The following is a 19914-nucleotide window of genomic DNA, read 5'->3' on the forward strand; positions in this document are numbered from 1 at the left end:
AGCAGGATCATGCTGGGCAGGATCGCCGAGTTCTTCATCTTCGGTGTCATGCCGCTGGTCGTTGGTATACTGGTGGTGCCTGAGTTGTCCGTTGCTGCCGAGAGGACCCTGAAGGGCGAGGTGATGTATCGCGAGCGCATCGCGCTGCCGCCCAACGCCGTGCTTTCCGTGCAGCTTGCCGATGTCTCGCTGGCCGATGCGCCAGCCACTGTCATCGGCGAGCATAAGGTCGCGCCGGCCGGCCAGGTGCCGATCAAGTTCGAGATCAGCTTTGATCCCCAGGTGATCCGGCCTGGCATGACCTATGCGCTGCAGGCGCGCATCACCGTCGACGACAGGCTGTTGTTCATCTCCGATAGGCGCCACCAGGTCGATCCGCTGAGCGACGCGCCGCAGACCATCATGCTGAAGATGGTGAGCGAAAAACCGGCATCGGCCCCGGTATTCGGGCAGAGCTGGCTGATCGAATATATCGACGGCATTGGTGTGATCGCCGAGCCGCAGGCGACGTTCAGGATCGACGAGGCCGGCAAGGCCGGCGGCAGCGGCCCTTGCAACGTCTACTTCGCCACCGCCAAGGTGGATGGGGCCAAGATCGAGATCAGCGACATTGGTTCGACCTTCAAGGCCTGCGCGCCGGAGATCATGGCCGAGGAAAAGGCGCTGTTCGAGGCGCTGGCCAAGGCGGCATCATATCACGTCGACGCCGGCAAGCTCATCATCGTCGACAAGGACGACCGCGTCATCCTGCGCTTCAATGCGGCGACCTGATCGCCGCAACGAAAAAAGGCCAGCATTGCGCCGGCCTTTTTGCATATGATGTGGTGATGGGCTCAGCCGACGATTTCGGTGTCCGAGAACCAGTATTTGATTTCCTGCGCGGCGGTTTCCGGCGCGTCGGAGCCGTGTACCGAATTCTCGCCGATCGACAGCGCGTGCACCTTGCGGATGGTGCCTTCGGCGGCATTGGCCGGGTTGGTGGCGCCCATCACGTCGCGGTTTTTGGCAATGGCGTTCTCGCCTTCCAGCACCTGAACGACGGTCGGGCCCGACGACATGGACTCGACCAGCTCGCCGAAGAACGGCCGCTCCTTGTGGACGGCATAAAAACCTTCCGCCTCGCGGCGGCTCATCCACACCCGACGCGAGGCGACGACGCGCAGGCCGGCTTCTTCAAGAATCTGGGTGATGGCGCCGGTGAGATTGCGCCGGGTCGCGTCCGGCTTGATCATGGAAAAGGTGCGTTCGAGCGCCATGGGGTCGTCCTTGTGATGAAAGTGGAATTGAGGGTGGCGGGCTCTATACAAGCCGCCCGGCTTGTTGCCAAGGGGAGGTGCTCGATCAGCGCGTTATGATGGTCGAAGCGCGCCGGACTTCCCAGCCTTCCCGTTCCAGTTCCGGTACGCTGTGGTTCTCGCAGGGGTAGCCGACGCAGAAGTAGCCGATCAGCGTCCACTCGGGCGGCGCGTCGAGGATCGTCGCCATCTCGGCCGGATCGAGGATCGAGACCCATCCCATGCCTATTCCTTCGGCGCGCGCCGCCAGCCAAAAGGTATGGATCGCGATCACCGCCGAATACTCGATGGTCGCGGGCATGGTCAGGCGGCCGAGCCCATGCCCCTGTTCTGTCGCGCGATCGGCGAAAACCGCGAACTGGCAAGGCGCCTCGTTCAGCCCGGCGAGCTTCAGGCGCGCATAGAGTGCGGCGCGTTCGCCGCCGAACGATGCGAGCGCCTCCGCATTGCAGCGCTCAAAGCAGGCCCTGACGGCGGCACGGCATTCCGCACTCTCGACCATGACGAAGCGCCAGGGCTGGCTCAGCCCGACCGAGGGCGCGATGCTGGCGACGTCAAGCAGCCGCTCCAGCGCGCCTTCGGGAAGCGGCGTCGGCTTGAATCGCCTGACGTCCCGCCGCCACCGGAAGAGGTCGACCAGCTGGGTGCGAAAATCGTCCGGGAATTCCGGGCCTGACGTCATGGTGTCGTGCTGCCTTTGGGAGGGAGTAGGGGAGTAGGGGAATAGGGGAATAGGGCAGTAAGGCAGTAAGGCAGTAAGGTAGTAAGGCAGTAAGGTAGTAAGGCAGTAAGGCAGTAAGGCAGTAAGGCAGTAAGGCAGTAAGGCAGTAAGGTAGTAAGGTAGTAAGGTAGTAAGGTAGTAAGGTAGTAAGGTAGTAGGGAAGTCACGGCGACGCGCATACCTACTGCCTTACTGCCCTATACAGCCGCCGCCACCTTGCGGCCGAGGCCATCATACAGGTCGAGGCAGCGCTCGAACCACTGCGCCACCGCATCGCTGTCGTCGAGCAACCGATAGGGCGAGGCGATGCGTGCCCATTGCAGTGCGCCGAAGACGATGTAGTCGGCAAACAGCGGTGATTGGCCGCCGATGAACGGCTGATAGCTGAGCGTCGAGCGCAACGGCTCCAGCGAGGCGCGGAAGGCGTCGAGCCCGGCGTCGCGGGCGGCCATCACCTCTTCCAGCCTCTTGCCGAAGCGCTGTTCGCGGTTCTGGCGGAAATAGGCGGCGTTCGCCTCATCCTGCATGGCGTGGAGGTCCATGATCGCCGCGGTGGTGACATAGGGGTGGATGGTCAGTTGCGACCAGCGTTCGATGAAGCGCGCCATCGCCTTGCCGCCGTCGCCGGAAAACAATGTCGGCCGCTCAGGATAGGCCTCGTCGAGATAGAGCGCGATGGCGAAGGAATCGGCGACCACCTTCTGGCCGTCGCGGATCACCGGAACGAGCTTTGAAACGCCGCCTTCGACAGCGGGTACTTCGAGAAAACGTGTCGGTACGGTTGAGACGTCGAGCCCTTTGTGGGCGAGCGCCATCGCCGTCTTCCAGCAATGCGGGCTGAACGGACGGGCAGCATCGCGTCCTACGAGGTCATAGAGCAGAATGGTCATTGGCGGCGGCTTCCTTGCGGTCTACTAGAACGAGGTGCGTCCACTTGGAAAGTACGCTCTAGCGCTTTTGAATCTACGCATCGTGTTTTTTCCGAAAAACGGTACCGATTTTTGGGCCGATGCGGTAGGCACCCGGAACGGGGTCTTGCGGGTCGGGAGAAAAAGATGAGACAGCACTTCATGATGTTTGCGGCCTACAATCAATGGGCCAATAGCCGCATCTACGATGCCGCGGCCGATCTCGACGAGGAAGAATTCCACCGCAATGTCGGTGCTTTCTTCGGCTCGATGATGGGCACGCTCAACCATATTCTGACCGCCGACCGCATCTGGATGAGGCGGTTTACCGGCGAGGGCGACGCGCCAGCCAGGCTCGACACGATCCTGCACCGCGCGTTGCCGGGCTTGCGGCTGGCGCGCGAGGCCGAAGACAAAAGGATCATCGACTGGGTCGGGGCGTTGAGCGACAAGGCTTTGTCCGGCCGCTTCTCCTACATGACCGTCTCCGATATGCGCACCGTATCGCAGAGACTAGCGCCGGCGCTCGATCATTTCTTCAACCACCAGACCCATCACCGCGGCCAGGCGCACACGATCCTGACCGTTCTGGGCCGGCCTTCGGTGTCACTCGACCTGACGCTGTTCCAGCGTAGCGACGAGGGGCGCGCCTACGCCTGATTTGGGATGATCCGGATCGATCATGATCGAATTGAAAGTAAACCCGTCGAAGATGAACAGCATCTCGACGGGTCATCGTCGCAAAGAGGCCTAGCCAGGCGTCAGGCTGCGTATCCGCCCTGGCCCCGGGCGACCGGCTTGACCGAGACCACCGGCTGGGTCGATGGCCAGAGAATGCCTGCCGTCACCGCGAAGGTGATCAAGGCATCGCGCGCTGCTTCGGGCGAGATATCGCCGGCGCGTGCCGCTTCGCAGGCCTTCACGGCCGCGCCATAGCTAAGGCGTCGCCGCGATGGCGGGAACTCGGTCAGGAACTCATGCATATCGAAGAGTGAAGCGATCATGCGCTTATGGCCGGCGCCGACGGATACGGCGACCGGGGTGAAGGGCATCCTGTCGTGCATTCTGGCCTCTCGAATTGGGTGGAGGTGACGGCGGACGCCGCTCTCCGATAAGTCGGACGCCCAGAAACGCGGATTGCGGCATCAGGTTCCATGTTGCCGGATTTACTTTTTCGCCACCAAGCTGAGTGGCATGAGTGCCGTGCCGAAGAGGCGGCCTATTTCCACATGTCACGCATGCGGGCGCCAAGGTCGACGCGCACTTGCGGCTGGCGGCGCGGATCGTCCTTGGCCTGGACGCTCGCCCATGATGTCTGTTCGAAGGCGCCGAGGATCGAGGCCGGGATGAAGCGGGTGCGCGAGGCGTAAACGTGGCGATCGCCACGCGCCGCCTGGCCGTGGACGAAGAAGCGCTGCGGCATGACCAGGTGCAGGCCGTCCTTGGCCCGCGTCATCGCCACGTAGAGCAGGCGGCGCTCCTCGTCGATATCCTCCTTCGAGCCGACGGCGAGGTCGATCGGGATGCAGCCGTCGACGGTGTTGAGCACGAAAACGTTCTTCCATTCCTGGCCCTTGGCCGAATGGATGGTCGACAGGATCAAATAGTCCTCGTCGCGATGCGGTGGCCCGGCCTCGTCGCTGGTAGCGTCCGGCGGATCGAGCGTCAGCTCGGTGAGGAAACGTTCGCGCGAGGCATAGCCCGAGGCGATCTGCTCGAGCTGCAGAATATCGGCTCGGCGCGTGGTTGCGTCCTCGTGGATGCGGTCGAGATGCGGCTCGTACCAGAGCCTGACCTGTTCGAGATCGGCCGGCCATTTTCCCGATCCCGTGCGAAGCTGCGAGAACAGCGCCACGAAATCTTGCCAGTCGTCGGCGGCTCGTTGCGGCGGCCGGTAGCGCGCCAGCCCCATCGCTTCGTCGAGCGACGTCGCCATGGTGTCGACGATCTGCGAAGCCGCCGAAGGGCCGATGCCGGGCAGGAGCTGCAGCACGCGAAAACCGGCGACGCGGTCGCGCGGGTTTTCGGCGAAGCGCAGCACCGCCAGCACGTCCTTGACATGGGCGGCGTCGAGGAATTTCAGCCCGCCGAACTTGACGAACGGGATGTTGCGGCGCGTCAGCTCGATCTCCAGCGGCCCGCTGTGGTGCGAGGCGCGAAACAGCACGGCCTGCGCCTTCAGCGCCGTGCCGGCCTCGCGCTCGGCCAGGATCGCCTGGCAGACGTAACTTGCCTGCTCGGCCTCGTCGCGAACGTTGACCAGCTTCGGTTTTTCGGCCGATTTGCGCTCCGTCCATAGGTTCTTGGTAAAGCGCTCTGAGGCCTCGCCGATCACCGCATTGGCTGCGGCCAGGACGGTCTCGGTCGAGCGGTAGTTGCGCTCAAGCATCACGATCTCGGCCGGCCGCGCGAATTGTTTTGGGAAGTCGAGGATGTTGCGCACTTCCGCCGCGCGAAACGAGTAGATCGACTGCGCATCGTCGCCGACCACCGTCAGCCCGGATCCGTCCGGCTTAAGTGCCGTGAGGATCGAGGCCTGCAGCCGGTTGGTGTCCTGGTATTCGTCGACCAGCACATGGTCGAAGCGTCCACCCAGATGCGCTGAAATCTCCGGCTCGCCAGCCATCTGCGCCCAGTAGAGTAGCAGGTCGTCGTAATCGAGCACGTTCTGCGCCTGCTTGGCCTCGACATATCGGGCGAACAGCGCCTTAAGCTGTTCTGCCCACCCCGCGCACCAGGGAAACACCGAACCCAGAACCTCGCCGAGCGGCGCCTGCGCGTTGACGGAACGCGAATAGATGGCCAGGCACGTGCCCTTGGTCGGAAAACGGCCTTCCGTCTTCGAGAAGCCGAGTTCGTGCCGGGCAAGATTCATCAGGTCGGCCGAATCCTCGCGGTCATGGATGGTGAAGGCCGGATCGAGGCCGATCTCCAGCGCGTAGTCGCGCAGCAGCCTGGCGCCGATGCCGTGGAACGTGCCGGCCCAGCTTAGCGCATCTGTGATGATGGAAGCGTCCCGGCCGAGCACCTCGCCGGCGATGCGCTCGACCCGCTTGGCCATTTCCGATGCGGCACGCCGCGAAAACGTCATCAGCAGGATGCGCCTGGGGTCAGCACCCCTGACGATCAGATGCGCGACGCGATGCGCCAGCGTGCTGGTCTTGCCGGAGCCAGCGCCGGCGATCACCAGCAGCGGCCCGGCGACCTTGCCATCGCCATGCTCGACGGCAAGGCACTGCTCGGCATTCAGCTTCGCGAGATAGGCAGGCCGGAAGGTCGAATCACGGGCAGCGAGGTTCATTGCCCATCAAGCATCGTTTCTGCTTTGTTCGCAACGGTTTCGACGCGAGAGCTGCGATCGACGCGTCCGAGACGCACCAGCCGATGAACTCGATCTAGCGCTCTGGCTCTACGCCCATCGCCGCCGACTGCCGCGGCAGCGACTTGTCGTCATCGGGAGGCGGCAGCAACAGCGGATCGAAGTCGTCGGGCACCTCGTCAATGATTTCCCTGGCTATGCGGTAGGCCACGTAGACGGCGGCTCCGGCTATGAGCAGACGGATCATGATTTTCTCCATTGGTGTGGACCAACCGAAGAGGCTGCGTTTTGTTCCCCCCGCTTTCCAAAGCCCTGAGCTCAGCCTGAGCGTGCAACCAAATCGACACCGTCTCGTTTGCCCGGTGACAGGAGGTTGCGATGAAGAAGTTCTCGATCTTGCTGGCCCCGACCCTGCTGGCTTTGGCCGCGGCCTTGGCTGTGGCGGCTTGCGACAACAACATCCCGCCGACGAAGGCCCCTGGCGCCGTCGATCAAAACCCGCAGGTCGACCCTGCACCCAAATCGACGTCAGGCGGTGATCAACCCGGCACGCCGCCGGCACAGTGAACGCTGGGGAAAAATGGCCGGCGCCGCTTGGGAGGAGATGGCGCCGGCCAGGCGGGTATCAGGTCCGCCGCACACCTAGACATAGCTGAGTCTTGCCCTTGCGTCATGGTGCGATCGCGGAACACGACCGCCTTGCCCCAGCAATTAACTGACAAATACGCAATTTCGGATGCGAGAAGTCGCCAGGCGCCATCATTTGGTCGTCGCAACAGGTTCCCGCCCCAATGCGGGTGACCTCTTGCCCGGCGAGCCGGCCGCGGCATCAAGCAACCTGCCGCGCCGGCCATTTTCACGCCCTTATGCGGCCAACCGGCGCTCAAGGCCTTGCGAAGCGCCGACGTCCCGTGCAAAAGCGCGGCCATGCTGATCATTAACGACCTTTCGCTCCGCATGGCCGGACGCCTGCTTCTCGACCATGCCTCGCTGACCTTGCCGGCCGGCAGCAAGGCAGGGCTTGTCGGCCGTAACGGCACCGGCAAGACCACCTTGTTCAAGGCGATCACCGGCGACCCCGCCTCCGAGACCGGCTCGATCAGCCTGCCGAAGAACACGCGCATCGGCCAAGTGGCGCAGGAAGCGCCCGGCACCGAGGAGCCGCTGATCGAGATCGTGCTCAAGGCCGACCTTGAACGCTCCGCGCTGCTCGAAGAGGAAAAGACCGCGACCGATCCGCACCGCATCGCCGACATCCATATGCGGCTGGCCGACATCGACGCGCATTCGGCCGAGTCGCGCGCCGCCACCATCCTCGCCGGCCTCGGCTTCGACGATGCCGCCCAGCGGCGGCCGGCCTCGTCCTTCTCCGGCGGCTGGCGCATGCGCGTGGCGCTGGCGGCAGTGCTGTTTGCCGAGCCCGATCTGCTGCTGCTCGACGAGCCGACCAACTATCTCGACCTCGAAGGCACGCTGTGGCTGGAAAACTACGTGTCGAAATACCCGCACACCGTGCTTCTGATCTCGCATGATCGCGACCTGCTCAACCGCGCCGTCAACTCGATCGTCCATCTCGACCAGAAGAAGCTGACCTTCTGGCGCGGCGGCTACGACCAGTTCGAGCGCCAGTACACCGAGCAGCGCGAATTGCAGGAGAAGGGCAGGGTCAAGCAGGAAGCCGCGCGCAAGCACATGGAGTCCTTCGTCGAGCGCTTCCGGGCCAAGGCCTCTAAGGCGAGACAAGCGCAGTCGCGTATCAAGGCGCTGGAGAAGATGAAGCCGATCGCCGCGATTGTGAACGACAACGTGCGGCCGTTCTCCTTCCCCGAGCCGGTGAAGACAGTGGCCTCGCCGATCATTGCGCTGAACAATGTGAATGTCGGCTATGTCGAGGGTGAGCCGATCCTGAAGAAGATGACGCTGCGCATCGATGCCGACGATCGCATCGCGCTGCTCGGCGCCAACGGCAACGGCAAGTCGACCTTTGCCAAATTGCTGTCGGGCCGCCTGAAGCAGGAGACCGGCACGATGACGGTCGCACCCGGCCTGAAAGTGGCGATCTTCGCCCAGCATCAGCTCGACGATCTCCGACCGAACGAAAACGCCTACGAGCATGTCCGCCGGCTGATGCCGGAAGCACCGGAATCGAAGGTGCGCGGCCGCGTCGCCCAGTTCGGCCTGACCACCGAGAAGATGAACACCGCCGCCAAGGACCTGTCCGGTGGCGAGAAGGCGCGTCTGCTGATGGGTCTGTCGGCTTTCGAGGGGCCAAACCTGTTCATCCTCGACGAACCGACCAACCATCTTGATATCGACAGCCGTGAATCGCTGATCCATGCGCTGAACGAATTTCCCGGCGCCGTCATCCTGATTTCGCACGACCGCCATCTGCTGGAGGCGACGGCCGACCGGCTGTGGCTGGTCAAGGACGGTGCGGTCAACCCCTTTGACGGCGACCTCGAGGACTACAAGACGCTGGTCACCGGTGTGTCCGGCGACCGCCGCGGCAAGCGCGAGGCCGAAAAAGCCTCGAAGGCCGACCGCCGCCGCGACGCGGCAGCGCGCCGCGCCGCCTTCGAGCCGCTGGCCAAGGAGATCCGCGCCACCGAAGCGCTGATGGACCGCATCCGCAAGCGCATCGACTTGATCGAGGACGAGCTCGCCAATCCGGCGGTCTATGAAAAAGACCCGTCGACGGCGACACAACTGGCCAAGGAGCGCTCGCAGCTTGCCCAGACGCTGGCCGCCCACGAGGAAAAATGGCTGTCGATGTCGGCGGAGTATGAGGAAGGCACGGCGGAGTAGCGCCATCTGGCCCTACACGCCACGCACCGAACCCGCTAATCTCACCCTATGAATCAGCACGCCAAGCTCAGGATCGGCCATTCGGCCTGTCCGCATGATTGCCCGTCGACCTGCGCGCTCGAGGTCGAGCTGCTCGACAGCAAGCGCATCGGCCGCGTCCATGGCGCCAAGGCCAACAGCTACACATCCGGCGTCATCTGCGCCAAGGTCGCCCGCTATGCCGACCGCGTCCATCATCCCGACCGCTTGCTGAAGCCGCTGATCCGTGCCGGCGCCAAGGGCGAGGGCCTTTGGAAGGAAGCGAGCTGGGAGGCGGCACTCGACCTCGTCGCCGAAAAATTCATCGCGGCCGAGGCAAAATACGGCTCGGAGACGGTCTGGCCCTATTACTATGCCGGCACGATGGGGCTGGTGCAGCGCGACGGCATCGAGCGGCTGCGCCACGCGAAAAAGTATTCAGGCTTCTTCGGTTCGATCTGCACCAATCTGGCCTGGACCGGCTGGATGATGGGTGCCGGCGCGTTGCGCGGTCCCGACCCGCGCGAGATGGCCAAGTCCGACTGCGTCGTGATCTGGGGCACCAATGCGGTGGTCACTCAGGTCAACGTCATGACCCACGCGATCAAGGCGCGCAAGGAACGCGGCGCCAAGATCGTCGTCATCGACGTCTATGAGAACGCGACGATGAAGCAGGCCGATCTCGGCCTGGTGCTGAGGCCCGGCACCGATGGCGCGCTGGCCTGCGCGGTGATGCATGTGCTGTTCCGTGACGGCATGGCCGACCGCGCCTATCTGGAAAAATACACCGACGACCCGCACGGCCTGGAAGCGCATCTTCAGTCGAGGACGCCGCAATGGGCGACTGATATCACCGGTCTTTCGGTCGACGAGATCGAGGCCTTCGCCCGCCTCGTCGGCACGACGAAGAAAACCTACTTCCGCCTCGGCTACGGCTTCTCGCGCCAGCGCAACGGCTCGGTCAACATGCACGCCGCAGCCTCGATCGCCGCGGTCACCGGCTGCTGGCAGTATGAGGGCGGCGGCGCGTTCCATTCCAATTCGGGCATCTTCAAGCTGAACCAGGAACTGCTGGAAGGCACGCGGATGCGCGATCCCGCGATCCGCCATCTCGACCATTCGCGCATCGGCCCGGTGCTGACCTGCGCTGAGGATGCGCTCTATGGCGGCCCGCCGGTGACGGCGCTGCTGATCCAGAACACCAATCCGGTCAATGTCGCGCCGGAGCAGCGACTGGTGAAGCAGGGTTTTTTACGCGACGACCTGTTTTCCTGCGTGCATGAGCAGTTCATGACCGACACCGCAAAACTCGCCGATGTCGTGCTGCCGGCGACGATGTTCCTCGAGCATGACGACGTCTACAAGGGCGGCGGCAACCAGCACATCACGCTCGGTCCGAAGCTGATCGACCCCCCGGAAGGGCCGCGCACCAACCATTTCGTCATCGAGGAACTCGGCAAAAGGCTGGGCGTTGGCGACAAGCCTGGCTTCGGCATGACCGAGCAGCAGCATATCGACATCATCTTGGGCAAGCGCGGCCTGGGCAGTTTTTCGAGCCTCAAGGAAGAAAAGTGGGTCGATTTGCAGCCGGATTTCGAGGCGGCGCATTTTATCAACGGCTTCGGCCACGCTGACGGAAAATTTCGCTTCCGCGCCGACTGGACCGGGCAGGCGGCGCCCAACCGGCCGCCGAAAAGCATGGGCCTGTTCGGGCCGGTGGCAAGCCTGCCGGAATTTCCCGACCACATCGACCTTATCGAGGTGGCGGACGCGGCGCATCCGTTCCGGCTGACCACCTCGCCGGCGCGCAATTTCCTCAACTCGACTTTTTCGGAGACGCCGGTGTCGAAGGCCAAGGAGGGCCGGCCGGAACTGCTTTTGCATCCGGACGATGCGGCAGCTTATGGGCTGGCCAACGGCGACCGCGTCGAGATCGGCAATGCGCGCGGCGAAGTCGTGCTGCACGCAAGATTGTTCGATGGCCTCAAGCGCGGCGTCGTAGTGGCCGAGGGCATATGGCCGAACAGCGCCCATGAGCGGGGCGAGGGCATCAATGTGCTAACCGGCGCCGACGCGCCAGCGCCTTATGGCGGTGCGGCTTTTCACGACAACAAGGTCTGGCTGCGCTCGGCCAATTGAAGCGTCGGAACGATATATCCCTCCAGCCGTTTTTGCGTGGCGGGTGGAGGCATGGTGATGGCAGATGTGTCGGCAGCGCCGGACCCCATTGGAAGAACGCTTTCGCCCGGCGAACTCGTAACCACGATGTCACACTTTCATCGCGCCGAGATTCTACGCATGACGGGGTGGCGCGACCGCCTGGACCGGACGAGCAATTGGGCGATAACGGTCGTCGCGGCGATGCTGTCCGTCTCGCTTTCGACGGCTAGCGCGCACCACGGCGTGCTGCTTTTTGCCATGCTGCTTGTCCTGTTGCTGCTGTGGATAGAAGCGCGGCGATATCGCTTCTTCGACGTTTACCGGGCCCGCGTGCGCCAGTTCGAACGGCACTATTTCGCGCAGATATTCTCGCCGCAGCCGGATTTTGCGTCCGATTGGCTATTGATCGTCGGCGAAAGCCTGCGCGCTCCAAAATTCCTCATTTCGCAACGAGCGGCGTTGGCGCGCCGTCTGCGTCGAAACTACATCCACATGCTGCTGATCCTGCTGATGGCCTGGATCCTCAAACTGTCGACACCCAGTCTTCTAACCGAGGGTGTCCGCATCGGCTTCGTCGGTTCGGTGCGCGAGGCCGTCACCGGCGCTGCCCTGGGGCCCATTCCCGGCGTGGTCATCGTCGTGCTGGTCGCCGCCCTCTATGCCGGCCTGCTGGTCACTGCCTTCCTGGCTGCTGGCGACGATGGCGAACTCTCCTTTGGTGACGTGCACGTCTAAGGCGGCAACGCAAAGCCGGTAGCTCTGCGAAATTTCATTTGCGCATCAGTGGAGGGATCGAACCGATCGGTTCGTTTCTGTTGACGCATCGTGCAGGACCGGGTGAACGCCGGCTCGGCGAATGCCTGCACCTCGCGGCGGACAAATTCGCATAACAAATTGAAAAGAATGCAAAAGATTGTGGCGAAGGAAGCCTTTTGGCGGATTTCAAGCACCCGATTCCGGGCTTAGCCGGAACATCTTCGTGATTGGAAATCGCGGCACTGCCAACCCACCTCACGCTAGTCCGAACGACGCGAGATCCTCCCAAGGCACGCCACTAGACGGACAACAACACTGAAAACATGGAAATACTGGAGTACCTGAAAAAATGACCAAGATTGCTCTTACCGCCGCTGCCGTCCTCATTGCTACAGGCAGCGCCTTTGCCGGCAGCGACCACTATGGTTCGGACGGCGTCAACCAGCCGGCTGCGCCGGTTGGCAATGCGCCTGTTGGAAATGTCGACAACACGCTCACGGGTTCGATCCGCAAGCTGCTCCCGACCGAGCATAATGCCGTCAACACCGATGCGACGCGCCAGTCCGGCTCGGATCAGTCCGTCGCGCCTCAATCTGGCCGGGGCAACTGGGGACGCCGCTAAGTCCTCAAGCTCCGGAACTCAAAGAGCGGCGGGTTTGGCCCGCCGCTCTTGCTTTTGCATATCGAGTCACCGTCAGCAGCGCCGCCCTTTTTGGGACGCACAAATGACGCTTTGATTTTTGCGCATGATCCTTTCCGAACTGAAAGTCAGCGCAGCAAAAATCGATTCCGATTTTCGGGCCATGCGCTAGCGCAGATCCTTCGGCCAAACGCAGTGTGTCAGCCGCGCCTCGTCGAGGGCCAGCCGTGCCCAGTCGCCGTCAAAAACGAAGCGGGCAAGCGCCGCCGTCGGAAATTTTTCTTCAAGCCTTTTGAGTGCCGCGGCATCCGATCCGGCGCCGGCAAGCCGGCGCGCGAATTCCTCCAGACCGGGATTGTGGCCAATCACCAGAAGGGTGCTTGTTACAGCATTTGCCTGCCGTACCTTGGCGAGAACGTCTGCCGCACTGGCCTCGTAGAGCGCCTGAACAAATTTGGCCGGCGTTTTCGCCGGCAATTCCGCCGAGACCAGCCGCCATGTGTCGCGGCTGCGCAGCGCTGGAGATACCAGCGCCACATCGGGCAGCCAGCCCTGCCTGGCCAGTTCGCGCCCGATCAGCGGGGCCGCCTTCAGCCCGCGCCCGGAAAGCGGCCGGTCGAAGTCGATGAGGTCAGGATCGTCCCAACTCGACTTGGCATGACGCAGAAGAAGGAGTTGTTTCATTGTCGCCATGCCAGCCTCTGCTCAGGGCGTGATGTCCGCCAGCTGCTGCCAATTGCAGTTGCCATGATCTTTCAAAATAGCGCCGAGACGTCGCGCGCGCCATGCACGACGCGAACGACCTCGACGCGTTGTTCTGCCAAGCGATAAAGCACGAGATAATTGCCGATCGTCAGCGCTCTCACCTCGGCGCCGATGTCCGGTCTCTTGGGGCCGGACTCAGGGAAGCTGGCCAATTGCAAGATGCGCGCCGCTATGGCGTCCAGAAAGCGATCCGCGGCAAGCGGGATGTCCGTCGCAATGCCAAACCAGATTTCGATCAGATCGTTTTCGGCGGCCGGGCTGCGGACAATGAGGATGTCAGCCATTCCGCTGTGTTTTTTTGGCAGCGTCGCTGAACCGGCTGTGCGCCTTCAGCTTGATGTCCTCGATGTCGAAAGGCGCGAACGGGCCGCTCTCCAGCCCTTCCGTCCAGGCTTTCCGCAGCCGCTCCGCTTCCGCCTCGCGCAAGGGCTGGCGAAGGCGCCATTCGCGGAGCGCTTCGCGGATTACTTCGCTTGCCGAACCGTATTGCCCGCTGGCCACTGCGCCCTTGACCATGTCCAGCAGTTCGGGGGAAAGCGCCACGCTGACTTTTTCGACTGTCGCCATCAAACTGTCTCCTTGTGAAGATGGTAGCAATATTTGCCACCATCTTCAAGGATGGCTCTCATGGCGTGATGCGCGCCAGATGCTCGAGATCGGTCTCCTCGCGCAGCGGATCGGGCGCCATCACCACCGAGGTGCTGTTGTCGGCATCGTCGGCGAAATGGGCAAGCACGGTACGGCCGCCTTCCATCCGCGCCTTGCCTTCGGCGACCAGCCCGAGCGCCAGCGGATAAAGCCGGTGCTCGGCCTTCAGCACGCGGGCGGCAAGCGTATCCTCATTGTCGCCGACCATCACCGGCACGGCAGCCTGGGCGATGATCGGGCCGTCATCCATATCGAGCGTGACGAAATGCACCGTGCAACCATGGATGCGAATGCCCGCGCGGATAGCTCGCGCATGCGTATCCAGCCCCTTGAAAGCAGGCAACAGGGCAGGGTGGATGTTGATCATCCGTCCCAGCCACTTCTCGACGAAGCGCGCGCCGAGGATGCGCATGTAACCGGCCAGCGTCACGATCTCGGCGCCGAACGAGACAAGTGCCGCGTCGATCGCTCCGTCATGCGCTTCCTTGCTGGTATGGTCGGCCCGCGAAATCACCTTGGTAGGGATGCCGCGCGCCGCGGGGATGCCTAGACCGGCGGCATTGGCCCGGTCGGAAATGACGCCGACGATCTCGGCCGGATAGTCCGGGTTGCTGGCCGCGGCGATCAGCGCCGTCATGTTGGAGCCGCGTCCCGAAATCAGCACCACGGTGCGTTTGCGCGTGCTCATAGGCCGATCGAGCCCCGATAGATGACGCCGGCGTTGCGGCGCGGCACGATGCGGCCGATCGGCGCCACAGTCTCGCCGGCCTCCTGCAGCACGGCAGCGACCTGTGCGGCCTGGCCTGAGGCGACGGCGAGGATCATGCCGACGCCGCAGTTGAAGGTGCGCATCATCTCTTCGGGCGCCACGCCACCGGTTTTCGCCAGCCATGAGAATACCGGTGGCACCTCGATGGCGTCGAGGTCGAGCTCGGCCGAAAAATCCTTCGGCAGGACGCGCGGGATGTTTTCAGGAAAGCCGCCGCCGGTGATGTGGGCCAGCGCCTTGATGCCATGCGTGCCGCGGATCGCCTTGAGGATCGACTTGACGTAGATGCGTGTCGGCTCGAGCAGCGCCTCGGCCAGCGTGGCTTCATCATTGAAGGGCGCCGGACCGGACCACGCAAGGCCGCTTGTCGCGACGATGCGGCGGACCAGCGAAAAGCCGTTCGAATGCAGGCCCGACGAGGCCAGTCCCAACAGCACGTCGCCCTCGACGATGTCGTCTGTCGGCAGTAGCTGGCCACGTTCGGCCGCGCCCACAGCAAAGCCGGCAAGGTCGTAGTCCTTGCCGTGATACATGCCGGGCATTTCCGCCGTCTCGCCGCCAATCAGCGCGCATCCGGCCTGTCGGCAGCCCTCGGCGATGCCGCCGACAATCGAAGCACCCTGGTCGGGGTCGAGCTTGCCGGTGGCGAAATAGTCGAGGAAGAACAATGGCTCGGCGCCTTGCACGACGATGTCGTTGACGCACATGGCGACGAGATCGATGCCGATCGTGTCGTGCTTGCCCGCATCGATGGCGATCTTCAGCTTGGTGCCGACGCCGTCATTGGCGGCGACCAGCACCGGGTCCGTGAAGCCGGCGGCCTTGAGGTCGAACAGGCCGCCGAAGCCGCCGATCTCGCCATCGGCGCCCGGCCGGCGCGTCGCGCGCACCAGCGGCTTGATCTTCTCGACCATGAGATTGCCGGCATCGATGTCGACACCCGCCTCGGCATAAGTGAGCCCGTTCTTGCGCTTGCTCATTTCTGGCGCCTGCTCATCTCTGTTTCCACTTGCTTGAGGGCTCTTCGCATGAACGCTTTTGCCTCGCAAGGCAAGCGAGCGATGGCGATGTTCAATTGGAGATCGGCCGAACCGGGCTCCCTACGCTCCAGCAGTAGAAAGAAATGCCCGCCAGCGCAGCGGCGAGGGCGCCGACGGTCGCTAAGGACCTGACCTCGTCGCTCGGGAGGGCCCCGTAGGAGAAACCGGCGGCGATCAAACTTGCCACCACAGTCCAGACACCCGGGTTTACAGCGACTGAGCGCCCGAAAACGAACACCATGGCGGCAGCCACCAGCCAGAGAGGCCAAGACGCCAGAAGGCCGACCACCAAGGCAAGAACGAAACTGATCAAAAGGTCATGCATCGACGCGTCGCGGTGTGGAGTTGTAAAAGATGCGAAAGCTAGGAGGCTTTCTGTTACTCCGGCCAAATAGCAAAGTGTGACACGCAGGGCGATTGTAAATCTCTGTGCCATCGTCATTCGCTAGGTTCGTTTTTTCGGTCTGGGGTGGAGCAGGTGAGCGAGGAGAGAGCGTCGCCACTTGCCGTAGCGTCCTATCTCCATCATGTATCATTAAAACAGAAACGACGGGACATGCGTTTGACCATCCCCAACATGATCACGATCATGCGTTTCGTGCTGGTGCCGGGCGTGGTGCTGGCCATGCTGCAGGCGCACTGGGACTGGGCTTTTGCCGGCTTCCTCATCGCCGGCATTTCCGACGGTGTCGACGGCTTCATCGCCCGCCATTTCAACCAGTTTTCGCGGCTTGGCGCCTATCTCGATCCGATGGCCGACAAATTGCTGCTGGTCTCGGTGTTCGTGGTGCTGGGCTTCATCGGTGAGTTGCCGCTGTGGCTGGTCGTCACCATGGTGTCGCGCGATGCGCTGATCGTCTGCGCCGTGCTTTTGTCCACCGTCATGGCCCACCCGGTCGAGATGAAGCCGCTGTTCGTGTCCAAGGCCAACACCGCCATCCAGATCGTGCTGGCGGCGGTGGTGCTGGGCGAACTGGCCCTCGCCCTCGATCTCGACCCGCTCAGGCCGGTGCTCATATTGCTGTCCGGGGTCTTGACCGTGGCTTCGGCCGCGGCCTATCTCGTGGCTTGGCTGAGGCATATGAGCGGCTATGGCGAAGGCTCCACACCGGACACCTGACCAGGACATCGACGCGGCAGCCGAGGCTGCGGCCGCCGATGCCGCCGCGTCTGGCGTGTTTCGCCGCCAAATCCGCTTCTGGCTAATCAGCGCCATCATCCTCGCGGTCTTCCTCTATGTCTTCAGCGGCATCCTTTTGCCGTTCGTCGCCGGCATGGTCCTCGCCTACTTCCTCGACCCGGTCGCCGACCGGCTGCAGCGGCTCGGCCTGTCGCGGCTGATGGCGACGGTTGTCATCCTGTTCGCCTTCATCGTCGTTCTGGTGCTGGCCTTCGTCATCCTCGTTCCGGTGCTGGCCTCGCAGATGGCTGATTTCGCCAGCAAGCTGCCGGAATACCTGACCCGGCTGCAGACCCTGATCACCAGCTTCGATCCGAGATGGCTGGAAGAGAAATTCGGCGTCGACGCCAATGGCCTGCGCGAAGGCTTGAATTCGCTGCTGACCTCCGGCTTCGGCCTCCTGACCACGGTGTTCACATCGATCTGGAGTTCCGGCGTGGCGCTAGTGTCGGTGGTCAGCCTGTTCGTGGTGACACCAGTCGTTGCCTTCTACATGCTGCTCGACTGGGACCGCATGGTGGCGATCGTCGACAGCTGGGTGCCGCGCGACTATGTCAAGACCGTCAGGGCCATCGCCAACGACATCAACACTGCCACCGCCGGTTTTGTGCGCGGCCAGGGCACGCTGTGCCTGGTGCTGGGCGCCATGTACGCCACCGGCCTGACGTTGACCGGCCTGAATTTCGGCATCCTGATCGGCCTGTTCGCCGGGCTGATCTCCTTCATTCCCTATGTCGGCTCGCTGACCGGGCTGGTCCTGGCCGTCGGCGTTGCCTTCGTTCAGTTCTGGCCGGACTGGACCATGATCGCGGCGGTGGCCGGCGTGTTCTTCGTCGGCCAGTTCATCGAGGGCAACATCCTGCAGCCGAGGCTGGTGGGAAAAAGCGTCGGCCTGCATCCGGTGTGGCTGATGTTTTCGCTGTTTGCCTTCGGCGCGCTGTTCGGCTTCGTCGGCCTGCTGATCGCCGTGCCGGCCTCGGCCGCCGTTGCCGTGCTGGTGCGTTTTGCCATCGCCCGTTATCTGGAATCGCCGCTCTACAAGGGCCACAGCACCGAACCTGTCCCGCCGCTGCCGGCGCGTCGCCGCGGGAGCGGTGGGCCGCGCAGTTGAGCCAGATGCCGGACAACAAGATCGACCCGCCGCGCCAGTTGCCGCTCGATCTCGGCCACGGCACCGGCTACTCGCGCGACGAGCTCGTCGTCTCCGGCACCAACAGCCAGGCGGTGGCGCTGGTCGATCGCTGGCCGGACTGGCCGTCGCCGGTGGTCGTGCTCGCCGGTCCGGCGGGCTCTGGAAAAACCCATCTGGCCTCGATCTGGCGCGCCCGCGCCGGGGCCGTGACAGTCGATGTCAGGCGCGTCGGCGACTGCATGGCGAGCCTCGGCGCGCGGCCTGCCCTGATCGACGACGTCGATGCCGGCGCGGTCGATGAAGAGGGGCTGTTCCATCTGATCAATGCGGTGCGCGGGGCCGGCTCGACCTTGCTTTTGACCGCGCGGCGCTTTCCGTCCGCCTGGGGCGTTAGGCTTCCGGACCTCGCTTCGCGGCTGAAAGCGGCGGCGACGGTCGAGATCCACGAGCCCGACGATCTCTTGCTGGCCGGCGTCATCACCAAACTGTTCGCCGACCGCCAGGTCGAGGTCGAGCCACATGTCGTGCAATATCTGGTGCGCCGCATCGAACGCTCGCTGGGCACCGCGATGCGGGTGGTGGAGCGGCTCGATCGCACGGCACTGGAGCGCAAGACGCCGATCACGAGGGCGCTCGCCGCCGAAACCGTCAGCGCCATGGATGAGGGGCAGGGCGAGTTCGAGATCTGATACGACAGGCTAGCCGGTGTCCCATTTCGGGAAACCAGTATTGGCATCTGTCTTGCAACGTCAGCCTTGCCGGCTAACCCCGGTCCTGATTGCGTATCAAATCAGGTTGTAGGCTCGCCGGGAGACGGGGCGGTTGGGGTTCTCCTCCCGGCGAGCTTGCCTTTGGCCGTTGTAATGGACCGTTGAATGGTCTATTTTCACTGCAAATATGGACCAGAGGATGGCCCATAGAGGAGTGGCGATGCAGGTATCCGTTACAGACGCCAAGGGACAGCTGACCGAATTGGTGCGTCGTGCCGAGGCAGGCGACGAAATCATTCTGACCCGTCACGGTCATGCGGCCGTGCGCCTGGTTCCCGTCAAGGCAGTGCCGGACAGGAAAAGCCGTCGGGCACTGCTGGAGGCGATGCGCGCATCCGGCGCCGCGAGGGCGAAGGCCGGGCCATCCGCCGCGCGAAGCCAGGATTTCCTCTACGGTGATGATGGCCTGCCTGAATGATCGTGGTCGATACCTCGGCGCTGATGGCGATCGTTCTTGACGAGCCGGAGGCTGATGTCTGCATCGCGGCGCTCGAGGCTGAAGACGACATTCTGATTTCCGCCGGCACCGTGGCCGAAGCGCTGATCGTCGCGGCGCGGCACAATGTCGGCGAAGAGCTGTCCGGCCTGATCGACGGGCTTGGTTTCGAAATTGCGGCAGTAACGCCGGCCTCTGCGCGTCGCATCGCCGAAGCCTACGCAAAGTGGGGTAAGGGCGTTCACCCGGCCGCGCTCAATTTCGGTGACTGCTTCGCCTATGAGGTGGCGAAGGAACATGCCTGCCGCCTGCTTTATATCGGCGACGATTTTTCGAGGACCGATATCGAAAGCGCTCTCTAAGCATGGGTTGTCTGCGTCACATGCCGCGACAAGGCGACAGGGTCGACGCTCCCACCTATGAGCTTTCCCTTGAAATAACGCCGGCGATATATTTTGACCGAGAGCCGTCCCACCCGCAGGCTGTGCATCGGCTGTTTTTGAACTGATGTTCGCAGGCGGGGTATCCATAGAGATGAAACGCGCATTCAGC

Annotated in this window: 23 protein-coding genes; 12 read left to right on the forward strand and 11 right to left on the reverse strand. The window is 63.2% G+C overall.

Features of this window, described 5'->3' with window-relative positions:
* Window positions 1–9: 9 nt before the first annotated feature.
* The gene (locus tag RPG13_RS16670) at window positions 10–771 is read left to right on the forward strand and encodes a YbaY family lipoprotein (protein WP_337125509.1); all 762 of its coding nucleotides are present in this window, start codon (window positions 10–12) and stop codon (window positions 769–771) included.
* Window positions 772–833: 62 nt separating this feature from the next.
* Here the strand turns inward: RPG13_RS16670 and ndk are convergent, their stop codons facing one another.
* The 3 genes from ndk to RPG13_RS16685 form a co-directional block, all read right to left on the reverse strand.
* The gene (gene ndk, locus RPG13_RS16675) at window positions 834–1256 is read right to left on the reverse strand and encodes a nucleoside-diphosphate kinase (RefSeq protein ID WP_337125510.1); all 423 of its coding nucleotides are present in this window, start codon (window positions 1254–1256) and stop codon (window positions 834–836) included.
* An 85-nt stretch (window positions 1257–1341) separates the two neighbouring features.
* Entirely contained in the window at window positions 1342–1977 is a 636-nt protein-coding gene (bluB, locus tag RPG13_RS16680; RefSeq protein WP_337125511.1) for a 5,6-dimethylbenzimidazole synthase, read from the reverse strand.
* Window positions 1978–2213: 236 nt separating this feature from the next.
* Window positions 2214–2906, reverse strand: a complete 693-nt coding sequence (locus tag RPG13_RS16685) for a glutathione S-transferase family protein (protein ID WP_337125512.1) — start codon at window positions 2904–2906, stop codon at window positions 2214–2216.
* A gap of 165 nt (window positions 2907–3071) precedes the next feature.
* On the opposite strand from RPG13_RS16685, the gene RPG13_RS16690 reads away from it, so the two are divergent.
* Window positions 3072–3584: a DinB family protein gene (locus RPG13_RS16690; protein WP_337125513.1), complete on the forward strand. Its 513-nt coding sequence runs from the start codon at window positions 3072–3074 to the stop codon at window positions 3582–3584.
* Window positions 3585–3685: 101 nt separating this feature from the next.
* Here the strand turns inward: RPG13_RS16690 and RPG13_RS16695 are convergent, their stop codons facing one another.
* The 3 genes from RPG13_RS16695 to RPG13_RS16705 all read right to left on the reverse strand — a co-directional run bounded on the left by RPG13_RS16695 (window position 3686) and on the right by RPG13_RS16705 (window position 6490).
* Window positions 3686–3988, reverse strand: a complete 303-nt coding sequence (locus tag RPG13_RS16695) for a DUF982 domain-containing protein (RefSeq protein ID WP_337125514.1) — start codon at window positions 3986–3988, stop codon at window positions 3686–3688.
* Between the two features lie 155 nt (window positions 3989–4143).
* The gene (locus RPG13_RS16700; RefSeq protein ID WP_337125515.1) at window positions 4144–6225 is read right to left on the reverse strand and encodes an ATP-dependent helicase; all 2082 of its coding nucleotides are present in this window, start codon (window positions 6223–6225) and stop codon (window positions 4144–4146) included.
* Window positions 6226–6319: 94 nt separating this feature from the next.
* A complete protein-coding gene (locus RPG13_RS16705; protein ID WP_337125516.1) occupies window positions 6320–6490 on the reverse strand; it encodes a hypothetical protein in 171 nt (56 codons plus the stop codon).
* Between the two features lie 131 nt (window positions 6491–6621).
* Here RPG13_RS16705 and RPG13_RS16710 point away from each other — a divergent pair, with 131 nt between their 5' ends.
* From RPG13_RS16710 to RPG13_RS16730, 5 genes are all read left to right on the forward strand, one after another.
* Entirely contained in the window at window positions 6622–6810 is a 189-nt protein-coding gene (locus RPG13_RS16710; protein WP_337125517.1) for a hypothetical protein, read from the forward strand.
* Window positions 6811–7170: 360 nt separating this feature from the next.
* A complete protein-coding gene (locus RPG13_RS16715; RefSeq protein ID WP_337125518.1) occupies window positions 7171–9048 on the forward strand; it encodes an ABC-F family ATP-binding cassette domain-containing protein in 1878 nt (625 codons plus the stop codon).
* 48 nt (window positions 9049–9096) lie between these two features.
* Window positions 9097–11205, forward strand: coding sequence for a molybdopterin-containing oxidoreductase family protein (locus tag RPG13_RS16720; protein ID WP_337125519.1), 2109 nt, complete (start codon window positions 9097–9099; stop codon window positions 11203–11205).
* 57 nt (window positions 11206–11262) lie between these two features.
* Entirely contained in the window at window positions 11263–11961 is a 699-nt protein-coding gene (locus RPG13_RS16725; RefSeq protein ID WP_127295481.1) for a DUF2270 domain-containing protein, read from the forward strand.
* 370 nt (window positions 11962–12331) lie between these two features.
* A complete protein-coding gene (locus tag RPG13_RS16730) occupies window positions 12332–12604 on the forward strand; it encodes a DUF680 domain-containing protein (RefSeq protein WP_095483239.1) in 273 nt (90 codons plus the stop codon).
* Between the two features lie 186 nt (window positions 12605–12790).
* Here the strand turns inward: RPG13_RS16730 and RPG13_RS16735 are convergent, their stop codons facing one another.
* From RPG13_RS16735 to purM, 5 genes are all read right to left on the reverse strand, one after another.
* Window positions 12791–13306, reverse strand: coding sequence for a SixA phosphatase family protein (locus RPG13_RS16735; RefSeq protein ID WP_126107539.1), 516 nt, complete (start codon window positions 13304–13306; stop codon window positions 12791–12793).
* Window positions 13307–13377: 71 nt separating this feature from the next.
* A complete protein-coding gene (locus RPG13_RS16740; protein ID WP_127206489.1) occupies window positions 13378–13671 on the reverse strand; it encodes a type II toxin-antitoxin system RelE/ParE family toxin in 294 nt (97 codons plus the stop codon).
* A complete protein-coding gene (locus tag RPG13_RS16745) occupies window positions 13664–13954 on the reverse strand; it encodes a type II toxin-antitoxin system ParD family antitoxin (RefSeq protein WP_095483242.1) in 291 nt (96 codons plus the stop codon). The genes RPG13_RS16740 and RPG13_RS16745 overlap by 8 nt, the downstream gene beginning before the upstream one ends.
* 58 nt (window positions 13955–14012) lie before the next feature.
* On the reverse strand, window positions 14013–14723 hold the full coding sequence (gene purN / locus RPG13_RS16750) for a phosphoribosylglycinamide formyltransferase (protein ID WP_337125520.1): 711 nt from the start codon (window positions 14721–14723) through the stop codon (window positions 14013–14015).
* Window positions 14720–15784, reverse strand: a complete 1065-nt coding sequence (gene purM / locus RPG13_RS16755; RefSeq protein WP_127206491.1) for a phosphoribosylformylglycinamidine cyclo-ligase — start codon at window positions 15782–15784, stop codon at window positions 14720–14722. Before purM ends, purN begins: the two co-directional genes overlap by 4 nt.
* A 622-nt stretch (window positions 15785–16406) precedes the next feature.
* On the opposite strand from purM, the gene RPG13_RS16760 reads away from it, so the two are divergent.
* From RPG13_RS16760 to RPG13_RS16780, 5 genes are all read left to right on the forward strand, one after another.
* Window positions 16407–16964: a CDP-alcohol phosphatidyltransferase family protein gene (locus tag RPG13_RS16760; RefSeq protein WP_127295487.1), complete on the forward strand. Its 558-nt coding sequence runs from the start codon at window positions 16407–16409 to the stop codon at window positions 16962–16964.
* Entirely contained in the window at window positions 16936–18135 is a 1200-nt protein-coding gene (locus RPG13_RS16765) for an AI-2E family transporter (protein ID WP_095483246.1), read from the forward strand. The genes RPG13_RS16760 and RPG13_RS16765 overlap by 29 nt, the downstream gene beginning before the upstream one ends.
* A gap of 5 nt (window positions 18136–18140) precedes the next feature.
* Complete coding sequence (gene hdaA / locus RPG13_RS16770) at window positions 18141–18845, forward strand: DnaA regulatory inactivator HdaA (protein WP_292505181.1); 705 nt, start codon at window positions 18141–18143, stop codon at window positions 18843–18845.
* A gap of 241 nt (window positions 18846–19086) precedes the next feature.
* Window positions 19087–19344, forward strand: coding sequence for a type II toxin-antitoxin system Phd/YefM family antitoxin (locus tag RPG13_RS16775; protein ID WP_095483249.1), 258 nt, complete (start codon window positions 19087–19089; stop codon window positions 19342–19344).
* Window positions 19341–19724, forward strand: a complete 384-nt coding sequence (locus tag RPG13_RS16780) for a type II toxin-antitoxin system VapC family toxin (protein ID WP_337125522.1) — start codon at window positions 19341–19343, stop codon at window positions 19722–19724. The genes RPG13_RS16775 and RPG13_RS16780 overlap by 4 nt, the downstream gene beginning before the upstream one ends.
* Window positions 19725–19914: the final 190 nt, after the last annotated feature.

Origin of the sequence: Mesorhizobium sp. ISC15 (genome assembly GCF_037162615.1) — a bacterium.
Lineage (GTDB): Bacteria > Pseudomonadota > Alphaproteobacteria > Rhizobiales > Rhizobiaceae > Mesorhizobium > Mesorhizobium mediterraneum.